General features: G+C 70.5%; 15 protein-coding genes. 1 reads left to right on the top strand and 14 read right to left on the bottom strand.

The window, feature by feature from the left end:
• Positions 1-28 precede the first annotated feature (28 nt).
• The 14 genes from CAP_RS03360 to CAP_RS03295 all read right to left on the bottom strand — a co-directional run bounded on the left by CAP_RS03360 (position 29) and on the right by CAP_RS03295 (position 14,369).
• Positions 29-697, bottom strand: coding sequence for an ankyrin repeat domain-containing protein (locus CAP_RS03360; RefSeq protein WP_044236011.1), 669 nt, complete (start codon positions 695-697; stop codon positions 29-31).
• A 7-nt stretch (positions 698-704) separates the two neighbouring features.
• Positions 705-3,785 (bottom strand): type VI secretion system tip protein TssI/VgrG, encoded by a 3,081-nt coding sequence (locus CAP_RS03355; protein ID WP_063748631.1) that lies wholly within the window; start codon positions 3,783-3,785, stop codon positions 705-707.
• Positions 3,786-3,819: 34 nt separating this feature from the next.
• Positions 3,820-4,680 carry a T6SS immunity protein Tli4 family protein gene (locus CAP_RS03350; protein ID WP_044236009.1) on the bottom strand — a complete coding sequence of 287 codons (861 nt, stop codon included), beginning with the start codon at positions 4,678-4,680 and terminating at the stop codon, positions 3,820-3,822.
• Positions 4,681-4,686: 6 nt separating this feature from the next.
• On the bottom strand, positions 4,687-6,210 hold the full coding sequence (locus CAP_RS03345) for an esterase/lipase family protein (protein WP_044236007.1): 1,524 nt from the start codon (positions 6,208-6,210) through the stop codon (positions 4,687-4,689).
• Complete coding sequence (locus CAP_RS03340) at positions 6,207-6,491, bottom strand: hypothetical protein (RefSeq protein WP_044236005.1); 285 nt, start codon at positions 6,489-6,491, stop codon at positions 6,207-6,209. Before CAP_RS03340 ends, CAP_RS03345 begins: the two co-directional genes overlap by 4 nt.
• Before the next feature lie 3 nt (positions 6,492-6,494).
• Positions 6,495-7,379 carry a DUF4123 domain-containing protein gene (locus tag CAP_RS43660; protein WP_052374063.1) on the bottom strand — a complete coding sequence of 295 codons (885 nt, stop codon included), beginning with the start codon at positions 7,377-7,379 and terminating at the stop codon, positions 6,495-6,497.
• Between the two features lie 3 nt (positions 7,380-7,382).
• Positions 7,383-7,766, bottom strand: coding sequence for a PAAR domain-containing protein (locus CAP_RS03330; protein ID WP_044236004.1), 384 nt, complete (start codon positions 7,764-7,766; stop codon positions 7,383-7,385).
• A gap of 37 nt (positions 7,767-7,803) precedes the next feature.
• Positions 7,804-9,882, bottom strand: coding sequence for a type VI secretion system Vgr family protein (locus CAP_RS03325; RefSeq protein ID WP_052374139.1), 2,079 nt, complete (start codon positions 9,880-9,882; stop codon positions 7,804-7,806).
• Positions 9,883-10,041: 159 nt separating this feature from the next.
• A complete protein-coding gene (locus tag CAP_RS49810; RefSeq protein WP_052374062.1) occupies positions 10,042-10,641 on the bottom strand; it encodes a hypothetical protein in 600 nt (199 codons plus the stop codon).
• Between the two features lie 216 nt (positions 10,642-10,857).
• A complete protein-coding gene (locus tag CAP_RS03315; protein WP_044235999.1) occupies positions 10,858-11,256 on the bottom strand; it encodes a (deoxy)nucleoside triphosphate pyrophosphohydrolase in 399 nt (132 codons plus the stop codon).
• 57 nt (positions 11,257-11,313) lie between these two features.
• Complete coding sequence (locus CAP_RS03310; protein WP_044235996.1) at positions 11,314-12,402, bottom strand: double zinc ribbon and FHA domain-containing protein; 1,089 nt, start codon at positions 12,400-12,402, stop codon at positions 11,314-11,316.
• Positions 12,403-12,497: 95 nt separating this feature from the next.
• On the bottom strand, positions 12,498-13,223 hold the full coding sequence (gene ruvA / locus CAP_RS03305; RefSeq protein WP_044235993.1) for a Holliday junction branch migration protein RuvA: 726 nt from the start codon (positions 13,221-13,223) through the stop codon (positions 12,498-12,500).
• Positions 13,220-13,747, bottom strand: a complete 528-nt coding sequence (locus CAP_RS49805) for a hypothetical protein (RefSeq protein ID WP_156040455.1) — start codon at positions 13,745-13,747, stop codon at positions 13,220-13,222. Before CAP_RS49805 ends, ruvA begins: the two co-directional genes overlap by 4 nt.
• 76 nt (positions 13,748-13,823) lie before the next feature.
• Entirely contained in the window at positions 13,824-14,369 is a 546-nt protein-coding gene (locus tag CAP_RS03295; RefSeq protein ID WP_156040454.1) for a hypothetical protein, read from the bottom strand.
• Positions 14,370-14,487: 118 nt separating this feature from the next.
• Here CAP_RS03295 and CAP_RS43650 point away from each other — a divergent pair, with 118 nt between their 5' ends.
• The gene (locus tag CAP_RS43650; RefSeq protein WP_156040453.1) at positions 14,488-14,961 is read left to right on the top strand and encodes a hypothetical protein; all 474 of its coding nucleotides are present in this window, start codon (positions 14,488-14,490) and stop codon (positions 14,959-14,961) included.
• Position 14,962 lies beyond the last annotated feature (1 nt).

Genomic DNA, 14,962 nt, shown 5'->3' with positions numbered 1-14,962 from the left:
AGGATACCCGATCGGGCGCGTTCTGGAGCTAGGTCGTCTCCCAGGGCCTCTTCACGGGGAACTGGACGCCGCGCGCTTCGAGCGCCGTCCTGGCGTCTCCCCGAGCAGCGGCGTGGGGCGAGGTCGGGTCGACCAGCGACTCCTGCACGTAGAGCGCTGCCGTGCCGCCAGTATCGTCCGTCGCCGTGGGCTCGGCGCCGCGCTCCAGGAAGAAGCTCACCCGCTCGAACTGGTTGTCCATGGCGGCACGCGTAAGCGCCGTGTGGCCGCCGCGACCGACGGCATTCACGTCGGCGCCCGCGTCGAGCAGGGCTTCCACGTGGCCCCACGCATCCTCGTCCATGGCCACGAACAGCACCGGATCGTCGAGGTGCGTCCGCGCGTCGGGGTCGGCGCCGTGGGCGAGGAGGCTGCGCACGAAGGCCGGGTCCTCGTAGCGCGCGGCCCACTGGAGCGGGGGGTGGCGCTCGTGGTCGGGGAGGTCGGGGTCGGCGCCGGCGGAGAGCAGGGTCTCCAGGGCGAGGGCGTCGCGCTGGAGGGTGGCCCAGAGGGTCGGGGTGATGCCCAGCTTGCCCTGGGTGTTGAGGTCGACGCCCGACTCCTGGAGGGCCTTCACGGTGGCGGCGTCGCCGCGGCTCGCGGCCTCGTAGAGGGCCTGCACCTGGGGGTCGCTGAAGACTTCGCTGGTCGTTGCCATGGCGCCTCTACGGAGCTCCCGCCTTCATGGTGGTGATGTCCTCGGTCTTCTGCGACTCGATGCCGTTGACCACGTAGTCCATGCCGTGGCGGCTCACCGAGAGCTTGGCCATGGAGACCACGCCGCCGCCGATGCCGCCGATGGCGCCGCCGATGAGGGCGCCCTGGGGGCCGCCGATGAGGCCTCCCACCGCGGCTCCGGCGCCAGCGCCCTTCATGGCGCCCTGTCCGGTGGTGCCGCCCATGCCGGGGCCGATGGCCGGGAGGTCGTGCCACTTGCCGAGGGCCTGGCGCGCGCCGGGGACGGTCTGCACGGAGGTGAGGACCTCGCCCGCGACGCCGTAGGTGTCGATGAGGTCCGCGCCCTGCGAGAAGTCGGCGCCGAGGCGGCGCGCGGTGCGGGGGTGGAGGCCCGCGGAGTTGAACGTGGTGCCGCGGGCGCCCGAGGTGACCACGGCCTGGGAGGCGAGGCCGCCGCCGAGGGAGTGGCCGGTGATCTCGAAGCCGTTCGGGCCGTAGGTGTTGCGCATGGCCTGGCCGAGGTGATGCGCCTCGTTGTACTGGTCGGTCTCCAGGCCGATGCCCTGGGGGATGTTGGTCTTCCAGTCCTTGGCCTCGTTGGTGCCGCGGAAGGCGATGACCTTCTTGCCGTCCTCGGACTCGTACAGGGCGGCGTAGAAGCCGGAGTCCTTGTCCTCCCAGACCTGGTCGCGCAGGCCGGGCGGCATCTCCTCGGGGGGGACGCGGCGCCAGCCTTCGGGGGCGCCGGAGTCCTTGTAGACGTCCTGGGAGAGGCGGGCCATCTCGACGGAGTGGTTGTTGCGCTCCAGGCGATCGGCGGCGTCGAGGAGGCGCTTCCTCTCGGGTGAGTTCGGGGGGAGCGCGTCGGCGCGCTTGCGGGCGTCGGCGATGAGGGCGTTGCGCTCGGCGAGGCGCGCGGCCTTGGCGGTGCGGGGCTTGGCGCCCTCCTGGACCATGGCGCGGCTCGGGCCCGCAGACTTGGTGGCGTCGGACTGGACCTCGGCCTTGGGGGCCTGCAGGGCGAGGGCCGGGACCTCGGGGCGGCTGCCGCGGCCGCGGCCGGGGGTGCCGCCGGTGTTGATCTTGACGAGGGTGCCCTTGATGGTGATGCCGGTGGCGTCGATGCGCAGGAAGCCGCCAGGGCCCTTCACGGTGACGTCGACGGCGCCCTCGCCGACCAGGTTCTCGCCGGCGACGAGGTGGACCTGCTGATCGGCCTTGAGGGCGTGGCGGCCCTCGACCTTGTGGTGGCGGTCCTCGGCCACGGTGAGGGAGCGCTTGCCGTCGACCTGGCCGCGGAGGTTGCCCTTCACGACGAGGTGGTCGTCGCCCTCGATGCGGGCGCGGTGGTGGCGCTGGGTGAGGGCGTCGAGATCCTTGCCGACCCAGCGCTTGCGGTGGCCCTCGGTCTCGTCGGCCTCGTCGTTCTTGACGAGCTTCTGGCGGTCGTGGGCCACGGTGATCTGCTCGTCGTGGCGGACGAGGCGCATGCGGTCCTTCTGGGCCTGCGCCCAGACCAGCTCCTTGCCGGCGAGGTCCTCGAACATGATCTCGTTGAAGCCGCCGCCGCCGAGGGAGGAGTCGCTCTTCCAGGTGCTGCGGGTCTTGTGGTCGGGGAGCTTGTAGGGGACCTGCTGGACGGCGTTGTAGACGTGGCCGGCGAGCACGGGCTGGTCGGGGTCGCCCTGGAGGAAGCTGACCAGGATCTCCTGGCCCACGCGGGGCAAGGCCATCCAGCCGAAGCCGCCGCCCGCCCAGCCGTGGCTGGCGCGGATCCAGCAGGAGCTGCGCTCGTCGCGCTGTCCTTCGCGGTCCCAGTGGAGCTGGACGCGGACGCGGCCGAATTCGTCGGTGTGGATCTCCTGGCCGCGGGGGCCGACGACGGTGGCGCTCTGGAGGCCCTGGATGAGGGGCTTCTGGGTGCGGCGAGAAGGGCGGTAGGGGGCGTCGGCCATGGTGGCCTGGGCGGTGAGGATCCACTCCGCTTCGGGGGCGCCTTCGAGGGTGGTCTCCAGGACGAGCCAGCGGCGCGCGGCGGGGATTTCCGGGTGCGGGTGCCGGTCGATGGAGAACACCGCGCCCGGGGCGAGGTCGAAGGTGTTGGCCTGGAAGGAGACGTAGCGCATGCCGGCGCGCTCGCCTTCGAGGCCGCGGGTGGCGAGGTCCTCGCCGTGCTTCGCGTCGTGGCGGGCGATGCCCTGGTCGTCGGCGGCGGGGGTGTTGCCGGCGCGGCCCGTCTCGGCGAGGAAGGCGCCGGGGCGGTAGTGGTACTGCTCGTAGCGGCCTTCGAGGTCGTCGGCGGCAGGCCCGCCGCGGCCGCCGCGTCCAATGCCGTAGAGGGCGAAGGCGGGGTTCCTGAAGTCGACGTCGCGTACCATGGTGGCGCCGGGGCGCACCTCGCGCCCGAGGCGGACCTGGGTGACCATCTCGCGCTCCGAGGCCTGCTCGGGGTCGTCGAGGTAGGTGACGGGGGCGCCGGGGCGCGCTTCGTTCGCTTCGAGGCGGTCGCTGAGGGTGAGCACCGGGCCCTCGGCGCCCTCGGGGAAGGTGAAGGCGATGCCGGCTTCTTCGAGGAGGCGGGAGAGGAAGTTGTAATCGCTCTCGGCGTACTGGACCTTGAACTCCAGCTTGGGGTAGCTGGCGCGGTCGATCTTCCAGGTGGGCGCGATCTCCCACTCGGCGAGCAGCTTGTCGACGATGTCGGGAATGGAGAGGTGCTGGTAGATGCGGTTGCCGCTCCGCTGGTTGAGGAGCCAGAGGGGGGGCACGATGCGGAAGAGGTAGGTGGAGAGGCCCTTCTCGCCGATCTCGGGCGAGAGGCCGTGGGCCTGCTCGGCGTGGCTGACGATGCCGGAGAAGCGGCGGGCGCCGCCATTGAGGACGTGGGCATAGCCGGAGACCATGCGGAAGGTGGCTCCCTGGCCGACGAGGCGGCCGAGGGGCAGGCTGGCGTCCTGGTGGCGGGCCCAGATGGAGGCGGTGAAGGGGCTGGAGACAGCCTCCCGCACCATGAAGCGCGTGACGTGGAAGGACTCGCCGGAGGCGAGGGTCAGCTCGAGGATGGCCATGCGCAGAGGCTCCCGATGAGGTGGTCGCGAAGGGTCACGCTTCTCTCCGCCGGCGGAAGGAGGTGAGCAGCATGTCCCAGAGAGGGAGGGTGGCGTCGAGGGAGACCTCGTCGTCCAGCTCCATGCGGATGGAGACGTGGGGGTGGCTGCTCGAACGCGGCTCTCCCACGTACTCCCATTGCAGCAGCGCGCCGCCTGCGGGCTGCTTGAGGATCACTTCCTCGCCGGGCAGGTCTGCGAGCATGCGCGGGCCGGAGCGGGTCGCGATGGCCATGACACCCACGGCAGCGAGGCGGGGGAGGCCGAGCATCTGCTTCTCGATCAAGGGGCGCGGGAGGAGGTCGGCATTGGAGTGCGATTCGAGCGCGAGCGTGACGTGGTCGCCGACGTGGAAGAAGGCGTCGGCCGACTCCTGCCAGTGCATGGGCATGGCAATGACGGCGCGGTCGATGGCGAAGCCGGGCACCGGCGGGTTGGGCTCGGTGGTGGGGAGGAGGGCGGCGCCAATCCGGGCTGCCGCGTCCTCCAAAGCGGCGGCGCGGTCCAGGGAGTTTCCGCCGCGGATGGTGAATGCGGTGCCGCCGGCGACCATCACCGCTTCCATGACGATGCTGTCGGGGGTGTCAGGGTCGTCGAAATGGATGATCGAGACCATGTCGCCACGGAGCATCCTGGCGCTGTGGACGACCTGCGGGCGCCCGGGAGGAGGCGGGAGCGCGCGCTTGTCGGCCATCATCTGCTGGTGAATGGCGGCGAGGTCCTCTCCCGGCGCGAGGGGGCGCGCGGTGACGGGGAGCTGGACGAGGGCCTGCTGCCGGCCGCGTAGTCGGGCGTTCGGCGGAAGATCGAGGGCGAACCGGCCGATGCCGAAAGGGACCCAGGGCTCGGGGAGCATGGCGGCCTAGCCCCTTGGCCTCGACGAGAACCACTCCTTCGCCAGGAGGGAGATCGCCCGCACCGTGAACTGCTGCACGGTGGCGTTGTCGTAGGCCATCTGGTGGTCGATGCCCTCGACGGGGAGGACCTCCTTCACGGCACCGCCGAGGGCCGACAGCGCCTCGCCCGAGGGCACGGGCACGGTGCCGTCGCCCTCGCCGGTGGGGTCCTGCAGCACGGCCTCGAAGGTGCGGCTCCCACCCTCGATCTCGAACTCCTCCTTGCCGCCGCTGTTGGAGTCCTTGGCGATGAGCGCACCCGAGGCGAGCGCGCGGTCCTCGGCCATGTCCGGCCTGCTGAAGAACCACCGGTCCCTGGCGGCGACCCACTCCACGCGATCCCAGGCGCGGTAGCGCAGGCCGGCGCCGTGGTAGGTGTACGTCTTGTCGTGGCGCTGGAGCTTCAGCGTCTCGTGGAAGCTCTTGGCGGTGTTGAGGAGCTGGGTGTAGCGCTGCCAGGGGTCACGCTCGGTGGGCGCGCCGGTGGCCTCGGGGTTGATCTGCGCCGGGTCGACCAGGCGGAAGAACTGCTGACGCTCCAGGTAGATCTCGCTGTACGGGTCTCCTTCGGGCATGCGCCGGATGGCTTCGCCGCTGCTCGACTTGATGGTGAGCCAGGCCCGCTCGCCGGAGCCGTTGACGTACTGGCGCGTGGGGAGGAGTTCCAGGCCGCCGGGGGCATTGGCGAGCACCGCCGTGACTTCCTTGCCATTCCAGCCGAGGACCAGGGCGGAGGCGCCCTCGAAGCCGGCCTTCATGCGCTTGTAGGCCGCGGGGGCGCCGGTCGCGGGCTGCACGCCGTGGAGCACGCCGAGCACCTTGGGCGACGCGCCGTGGAGGATGCAGGCCGAGCGGGTGGCGAGGCCGCCCATGGAGTGGGTGATCATGATGACCTTCTCGCAGAAGGTCCTGTCGTTGTTGTTCTCGGCGATGATCTCGTCGATGCGGGTCTTCACCCGCTGACCGCCGGCGCGGTTCGAGTCGGTCCAGTTGTAGCCGACGGCGTAGACGGGGAAGGCGAAGACGTCGCGGAGCGGGCCGAGTTCGGCGCTGTGAAGGAAGTTGAGCAGGCCGCCGTAGCTGCTCCAGTGCACCTCGCCCCAGCCACGCGCCCTGGCTTGCTCGGCGCGGTCCTGGGGGACGCCGAGCTTCTTGAGCTTGTCGGCGCTGTGGGAGTCGACCGTGAGGAAGCCCGGGTTGAAGTCGGGGCCGATGAGGCGGCGGTGCCGCTCCACGGCGCCCGAGGTGCCCCAGTCCCAGGCGGCACCGAGGGTGCTCCAGGTGCCATCAGGGGGATCCCAGACCACCTGCCCGGTGGCGGCTTGCCGGAGGCGCGAGCCCATGATGCCCGGCACGAGGATCAGCGGAATGGCTTCGCGCTGGACCATGACCTCGTGCTCGACGGCGGTGGCGAGGTTGTCGACGGGCTTGTCGAGCTGATACCAGCGGACCTTCCGCTGCTGCGGGGCTTCGGCAGGGGGCGGGGTCATGTCTTGGTCTCCATGGGGGGCACCTGCCAGCGCTCCACGGCCTCGAGGATTTTGGAGAATTCGGCCTGGCATTGGCCTGGCGGAATGTACCGGTGCCAGGAGCCGCCATTCTGATCGAGCTTGTCCTCCTTGGCGCCATTGGTCAGGGTGGCCTGGTAGGATTCGCCGGAATACGGCTCGCCCTCGTCATTGACCAGCCGCAGGCGAATCCAGCTCAGACAAGGCTGAACCGCGCCCTGGCTATCCACCGCGTCGACCTGCGCTCGTCGAACCCGGAACATGGCTCACTCCCTGCTCTGGCTGGGCCGCGGTGTGAGGCGGCACGTCTCGCCGCGCTCACCCTCGACGAAAAAGGCGAGGATGTCTCCGAACAGCTCTTCTTCCTGTCTGGGGGAGCAGGTCGGCAGGAACCGCCGCATCACCCGGGGGTCGTAGAAGCGGAAGTAGAGGCGCTCGCCGCTGTCGTCGATCTCGACCACGAGGAAGCGGCGCAGGTGCCGGCGCAGCTCCGCGAAGTCGCGCCGGGTGGTGCAGAACAGACCCCAGCGCTTGCCCCACCCCTCCTCGACAAGGCACTGGAGGAGCCGCGACTCGGGGGCGAGAGGGCCGACCAGGTAGGGCGCGACGTCTTCGAGCGGGTCGCCCGGCGCGCCCTCGTAGAGCGAGCGGTGCGGCTCCACAGACTCGCGGAGGATCTGCAGGATGCGCTCGCCGCGGGCCGCGTCGAGGACGGCATAGAGGGGGGTGACGAGCGCCTCGGCGCGCAGCACGGCGAGGGCCTGGGCGGCGGAGGTGCTCCGCTTCTGCTCGCGGAAGCGGAGGCGCCCGGGCACCTCGGCGGGGTCCTCCACGCGGGGGGGCGTTCTTCCTTCGACGTAGACCATGAAGTCGGTGTCACCGGCCTGGATCCAGTCGCCGTGGCCCACCTCGGCCTCGGTCACCGCGGCGCCGTGCAGGCGGGTGCCGCTCACGCTGCCGAGGTCCTGGATCGCGCATCGCCGGCCGTCCCACGCGAGCTGGAAGTGCAGGCCGGAGAGCTGGGCGTCGTGGGGCACGACGAGGTCGGCGCGCTCGGTGCGCCCCACCCGGAGCGCGCCCCCCGGCGGGATCACGGCCTTGGTGCCCGAGAGGCGGCCCCACCGGATCTCGACGATGCAGCGCGGCTCCACCCGCTAGCTCCGCCGCCGCTTCGCGGCGCGCTCGCGCTCGGCGCGGTCGCAGTCTTCGCAGAAGGGCTTGTCGGTCTTCAGGCTCTCGGCCTGGGGGGACGAGCCGATGAGCACCGTGGGGCAACCTTTGATGATCAGGCCGCCGTGGGTGGTCATGTCCCCCATGCGCGCCGCGTCCTTGTCGCCGATGATCACCGAGGACTCGCCGCGGGCGATCTTGTCGGTGGCCGGCACGCATTTGGCGCTGTCGCCCACCCGCGCCGAGGGCATGGAGCCGATGATCACCGTCCCCTCGCCGCTCGTGACCGGTCCGCCCACATGCGGGACCGGCCCCGGGTTCACCATGGGGCAGGTGTGCAGGTCCGTGATCCGTGCTGCCGGAGGCATGTCGTCGCCCTCCTCTCCTTCGAAGGTCAGTACGGGGCTACTGCCCGATCAAGGTCTTGCTCACGTCGTCGGTGGTGGCTTCGAGCGCCTCGGCCGGCGCCTCCGGCTGCGCACCCGCGCCGTCGCCGGGTGAGCCGCCGCTGTTGATGCGGACCGTCTTGCCGCGGATGGTCACGCCGCTCTGATCGATGCGGATGAAGCCACCAGGGCCCTTGATGGTCAGGTCCTCCGCCGCCTCGATCACGAGCGCGGTGCCCGCGGCGAGGTGGATCTCCTTCACGGCGGCGAGCGCGTGGTTCTGGCCCACCAGCTCGTGCTGGTCGCCCTTCACGGTCAGCGAGAGGGAGCCGTCGACCCGCTGGTTCTGCTTGCCGAAGACGCGCAGGTTGCTGTCGCCCTCGATGCGCTCGCGCCGGTCCTGCGCGACCACCAGGTCCTGGTCCTTGCCGACCACGATCTTCAGGTGCCCCACGGTCCGCTCGTGCTCGTCGTTCTTCACGAGCTTCTGCCGGTCGTGGGCGATGGTGATGGTCTCGTCGTTCTTGACGAGGCGGCGGCGGTTCTTCTCCGCCTGCTCCCACACCAGCTCCTGGCCCTTGAGATCCTCGAACATGATCTCGTTGAAGCCCTGCGAGCCGAGCGAGGAGTCGCTCTTCCAGGTGCTGCGCGTCTTGTGGTCCGGCAGCTTGTACGGCACGGCCTGCGTCGCGTTGAACACGCGGCCGACGATCACCGGGTGGTCGGGGTCGCCGTCGAGGAAGCCGACCAGCACCTCCTGTCCCACGCGGGGGATGACGATCATGCCGTAGCCGGTGCCTGCCCAGCCCTGGCTCACCCGGATCCAGCACGAGCTGGCGTCGTCGCTCCGCCCCTCGCGGTCCCAGGGGAACTGCACGCGCACCCGCCCGAACTCGTCGGTGTGGACCTCCTGGCCGGAGGTGCCGACGACCGTGGCGCTCTGCACGCCCTCGACCTTGGGCTTGGGGGTGCGGAGCGCGGGGCGGTAGGGCACGTCGGTGAAGACGGCCTCGCCCGACATGGTCCACTCTTCGCCGGGCGACCCCTCCAGCGACAGCTCGGTGACCAGGAGCTTTGCCGCTTCGCCGAGCTCCGCGTGGGGGTGCCCGTCCATCGAGAAGATGGTGCCCGGTACGAGGTCGAGGGTGTTGGTGTCGAAGGCGATGGAGCGCCGCCCTTGCCGATCACCGGCCAGGCTGCGGTCGGCGCGGGCATGGCCGAAGGTCTGGTCGTACCGCGCCGTGCCCTTGTCGTCGGCCACCGGCGTGTTGCCGCCCTTGCCGGCCTCGATGAGCATGGCGCCGGGCTGGTAGTGGTACTGCTCGTAGCGGTCCTCGGGCGCGGGAGCCTTGGTGGGGGCCTCGCCGAGCAGGGCGAAGCCGGGGTTCCGGAAGTCGTAGTCGCGGATGGTGGTCGCGCCCGGGCGCACCTCGTAGAGGAGCCGCACGTTCTGCACGAACTCTTTCTCGGCAGCCTCGTTGGGGTTGTCCACGTAGGGGAGCGGCTCGCCAGGACGAGGCGTACCGCCCTGGAGGTTGTCGCTCAGCGTCAGCTTCGAGCCGTCCTCGCCCTCGTCCGCGAAGGTGAAGGCGATGCCCGCCTCTTCGAGGAGGCGGCTCAGGAAGGCGTAGTCGTTCTCCCCGTACTGGACCTTGAACTCGAGCTTCGGGTAGTCGCCGCGGGTCACCTTCCAGGTGGGCTCGATGCCCCACTCGCCGAGGATCTTGTCGGCGATGTCCGGGATGCTGGCGTGCTGGAAGATGCGGTAGTTGCGGCGCTGGGTGAGCACCCAGAGCGAGGGCACGAGCCGCAGGAAGTAGGTCGACTCGTCCTTGCCCAGGGTGGGCTGGACGGCGTGGACCTGCTCGATGGAGCTGACGATCCCCGTCCAGGACCGGGCGCCTGTCCGCGCGAAGAGCATGCCGCTCGCGATGCGGAAGCTCGCGGGTTTGCCGATGATCGCCTCCAGGTCGACGCTGGGGCTCTCGGAGCGGATCCAGATCGAGACCGTGAAGAGGCTCGAGGTCGCCTCGTGCACCGAGAAGCGGCGCACGGACAGCGTTCGGTCCCCAGACGCGACATTGAGCTCTAGGATCATGCGGGGCAGCTCTCCCATCCACCCTCCGCCCGCGCCGCGAGGTGGATCACCAGGTAGGAGAACATGCTACGCGATCCGTTGGGTGCGTACAGGCCCAATATTTTTTGAGCACCACCAGATGCAGGTGCAATGAGCCGCGGCTACGGCGCGCGGAGAGCGTCACGGCACGGCGCTGCAGACCTGGTAGCCGGGGTACGGAGGGGCGTCGTCGACGCAGTGGGGTTTGTCGGCGGGGCAGTCTTCACTGCTGGTGCAGAAGATCTCCTGCGCGCTGCTGCACGACGAGAAGCAGTAGCTGTCGTTGGCCACGTCCTTGCAGCACTGCTGTCCACCGGGGCAGTCCTCGGGGCCGTTGCAGCGGAGGACGCGGTAGCTGTTGGCGTCGCCGCAAAGCACCGGGTTGTCGATCGGGCACACCCTCTCCACGGTGCACACGTCGCAGGACTCCAGGTCTTCGTGGTAGCAGCAGAACTCTCCGGGCGCGCAGTCGACGGACTCGGGGTCCATGCCGCACGGAACCATCGGCACGACCGGCGCGCTGCCGCCGTCGCCCCCGGCACCGCCGTCGCCCCCGCTGCCTCCCGCACCACCCCCACCGCCATGGCCAGCGCTGCCGCCACCGGCGCCGCCGGTACCTGACGTGGTACCGCTGGGCTCATCCCGGAACTCGAAGTCCGGGATGCAGCTCGCCGCCGCGACGCTCGCCGCCGCGACGCTCGCTGCCGCGAGGAACAGACCAGCCCGGGCGAGGATCCTCATCGGGGGGGGCTCCAGGAGGCGCACCTGCGCCACCGTGACGGAGAATAGCTCGGCCCGCCCCGGCGACGAAAGCGCGGGAAGACCGCACGGAGCCGCGCCTCTCGTGTTCCCTTACCAGGCTCTTCCCTGATCCTCGGCGCGACGCTCGCGCGAAACGCAGTACCGACCAACGGGAGCGTAGGGGCTGACAGGCCCCTGATCCAGGGTACGTAGTACTTAGCCCACGCCGAGGAGCTTGTTCATTGTCGCCTCGTCGGCGGGCGTGAACGGATACCTGTCGAACTCGGCGCTCGTGACCCAGCGGAACTCGTTCACGGCGAGGGGCGCGGGCTCGCCGCTCTGGATCGAGCACTCGTACAGGTAGAGATCGACCGTGTAGCGCTCGTAGGGGTGGCTCACGAACGAGATGAGCTGACCCACCTCGATCTCCACGCCGAGGCGGTGGCTCACCTCGCGCTTCAGAGCCACCGCGTCGGTCTCCCCCTCCTCCACCCGGCCGCCAGGGAACTCCCAGAGCAGCGGCAGCACGGCCGAAGCGCGTCGCTGGGTGATGAGGTAGCGGCCATCTTGCTCGATGACCGCGGCGACGACCCGGATGGTCCCAACCAATTGCATGAACGATCCCTCATTACCCGGGCGCGGGATGGACCGCACCCGGGGTTCCGCGCAACTTCAGAGCGCGATGCGGAAGAGCTGCTGTCCCATCAGCAAGACGTCGCCCTCGCCGATCTCCGTCTCGCTGTACAGGCGAACGAAGGTGCCGTTCGAGCTGCCGAGGTCGATGAGGTACAGGCGGCCATTCTGGTAGGCGAGCTGGCAGTGGAGCCCGGAGACGTAGCCGTCCTCTGGGAAGAGGATGTCGCCACGCTCGCGCCCCATGTGCAGGCCCGTCTCCGGGACGGGGAAGGCGTTGCCCGTGGTGTCACGGCCGATGATCATCGCGATGCGGCCGATGTATCCCTTGGACGGGCTCCCGAGCCGCTCCACGCCGTCGGCCGTGACGGGCACCGGGTTCAGGGTCTCGAGCCTGACGATCTCCTGCCCGATGCGGAAGATGTCTCCGGGCTGGATGAGGACCGGCTCGTCGCGGCGGAGCTTGCGGTACACGCCGTTGAGCGAGCTCTCGTCCTTCACGAACGCCTTGGCACCTCGGCGGGTGAAGGTGGCGTGACGCGGGGAGAGGTAGCTGTCACCCGCGAAGATCGAGCCCGAGTCGCGGCCGACGGTCATCGTGCCCTGGATCGTGTGGCCGCCGGCCTCGGTGCCGTCCGCGCGCAGCGCGGTGAGGGCGATGCTCCCGCTCGGGGATGCGGCGGGCGCCGCGGGCGATGCGGCGGGCGCCGGGATGCTCTGCGCCTTCCCGGTGAGCTTGAAGCCGCAGAGCGCGCAGAACTTGTTCGAGGAAGGGTTCGGCGAGTGGCACTGGCCGCAGACCACCGTGGCGCCGTCGCCCGGTGGGGGCACGCTCTTCCCCGTGGCGGCCGACGACGCGGCCGGGACCGGGGTGAAGGCCATCGGCTCGGCTGCAGGCGCTGGCGATGCTGCGGCCTGCGCGGAAGCTGCGGCGGCCCGGGCTAGCGGCCCGGGGCCCACCGCGGTGGCCTCGTCACCGAAGTTCGGCCTGGCAGCAGGAACGCCCTGCGGCGGGGTGCCGGCCGCGAACTTCTTTGGCGCCGCTTCGCGAGGCAGCTCGGCGCCGCAGCCAAGACAGAACTTGTAGTGGTCCTGGTTCTCCTTGGAGCACTTCGGGCAAGTGATCACCGCAACTCCTCGCGACGTGAGAGCTTGCCGTTCCGACAGAGGGCGTCGGACGACGGCGAGCGAGCATATGCATCGTCACCGCCTCCTGTCGAGTACTAGCGGGAAAGCAGGCCGAGGGCCTCGCGAATGAGATCGTCGAGGGGCTCTTTCTCGATCCTGGCCCCGAGGGCGGTGAGCGCGCGCTCCGCCTCCAGGGGGCGATAACCCATCCCGGTGAGCGCCCCCTTGAGAAGATCTCCCTTCCCACCCGACGCCGGCAGGGGGGCCTGCGCGGGCACGCCTGGCAGCGGGGTGGGAAGCTCGATGAGCTTGTCCTTGAGCTCCAGCACCAGCCGCTCCGCCGTCTTTTTTCCCACGCCGGAGACGCTGGTGAGACGAGCGACCTCCTTGCGGGCAATGACGGTGGCCAGCTCGGCTGCCGACATCACGCTGAGGATGGCCATGGCGATCTTGGGGCCGATGCTGGAAACCGAGATGAGGGCCCGGAAGGCCGCGCGGTCTTCCCGGGTGGCGAAGCCGTAGAGCAGGAAGGCGTCCTCCCGGACGTGGGTGTGGATGAAGAGGGTGACGAGGTCCCGCACGCCGGGCAGCGCGGCGTCTCTGGCCGGGGCTCCAGCGGGGGCGGCAGCGCCCTGACCGGTCTGGGCGGCCAGCGTGGGCAGCGTCGGCGGCATCGGCGGCGTCAGAGGAGGGGCGAGCGCCCTCGCCCGGCCCAGCGCTCCGAGGGGCAGCATCACCTCGTAGCCCACGCCGGCCACGTCGAGCACGAGGGTGCCGTCTGCCGCGTCTTCCACCACGCGCCCGGTGAGACGGCCGATCAATTGAGCTGCGCTCCCTGGGCGATCCAGCGACGGATGACGTTTCGCTCGTCGAGGGGGATGAGCGCCTTCAGGTAGGGCATCGGCGCGCCGCAGTCCCCGCTGGCCGCGCATGCGAGGTCGGCGCACTCCAGGGTGCCATCCGCCTTGTGCATGAGGAAGCTCTGCGAGGCATCTCCCGGGGTGACGAGCGGCATCCCCGCTTCGATCACCGGATCCACGTTCACGGTCTGCTCCAGGATGGCCTCGAGCTGCTCCACCGACGCCTTCGCCCCGAGCACGGGACCGAGGTACACGAGCCCCTTCGAGCCGCTGAGCGTGCCGTGGCAGGAGTTGCCGAAGGTGCAGGAGCCCTGGAGGACGGGCATCACGTCGCGGGCGAGGCTCACTTCCTCCGTCCCCGCACGGAAGCTGCTGTAGTCGAAGCAGCTCGGATCGGCCGTGGAGCCGTCGTCGTCGTCGCCGCCACACCCGGCGAGCCCGATGGCGACGGCCATCGACATGGAGAAGAGGTGAAACATGCGCACGTGGACCCCTCGCAGTGGCTAGCGGCGTGACCCTACCAGAGTCGGCCGTGGCGCGGCAGCCTGGCGCGTCGGCGCTTCAGTTGTCCTGCGCCCCCTGGGCGATCCAGCGGCGGAGGATGTCCCGCTTCTCGGCCGACAGAGGCTCCTGGTTGAGCGGCATGGCGTCCTGGCAGCTCTCGGTCGCCGCACACGCCAGGTCGCCGCAGCTCAGGGTGCCGTCGACCTTGTGCATGAGGAAGCTCTGCGACGGATCGCCCGCGGAGATGCGCGGCATTCCCGCCTCGACCCTGGGCTCCACGCCCACGGTGTCGGCGAGCATGGCGGCGAGCTGCTCGTCGGTGGGGGTCGTCGCCGCCGAGGGGCCCAGGTACACGCTGCCGGCAGCGCCCGGGACGCCGTGGCAGGAGGTGCCGAAGGTGCAGGAGCCCTGGAGGATGGGCACCACGTCGGTCCTCAGGCTCACCGCTGGCGCGCTCCCGTCCCAGCTCCCGTAGTCGAAGCACGCCGCCGGGGTGCCGCCGCCCGCGCCGCCGCCCGCGCCGCCCGCGCCGTCTTCACCCCCGTCCTCACAGGCGACGAGGCCCACCGCAGCCAGGGACGTCAGTATCAGGATCCATCGCATGTCGAACCCTCACAGATGAAGAGGAAGCTCGCCCGACCCTACCAGATCCCTCCCCCGAGGCCAGGAACTGCCGGGTGTTTGGCCGCCCAGGCCGGGGGGCGCTAACCTCCGTGACCGGATGATGACCCCCTCGAAGGCCCGCTGGATCGGGCTCACGATCGCCGCGTTCTCCGTGGGCTGCGGCGGAGGGACGGACGCGCTCGGACGCGAGCTGGCCGCGCTGCGGTCGGAGCTGGTGAAGATGCGCGCCGACCAGTCCGTGCTCACGGATCGGCTCGCCGCCGTGGAGCGCAACAGCCGGGGCAGGCAACCCACGGTCACCCCGAGATCCTCGCCAGGCGGAGGGGATCGCCCGTCGCTGGCGGTGGTCCACCTCGATCCCGGCGCAGACGCAGCCCTTCCCGGCCAGGGTGCAGGCCAGCCTGCCGCGGCGCTCCCCCAGGGCGACGAGGACGCCAGCGCCGACACGGATGCCGCGGGCCCGCGCCCTCTGCTCCGCTCCACACCTGACGGCGGGGTGGTCGCCGTCGCCGATCACGAGGGCGTACCTGCCCGCAAGCCCGACGCGCGCGCTCCTGTCAGAAAGCGATGAC

The sequence above is a fragment of the Chondromyces apiculatus DSM 436 genome (genome assembly GCF_000601485.1).
GTDB lineage: Bacteria > Myxococcota_A > Polyangia > Polyangiales > Polyangiaceae > Chondromyces > Chondromyces apiculatus.
Note: the sequence above shows the minus strand (reverse complement) of the source record. Positions and strands in the feature narration are given on the sequence as shown.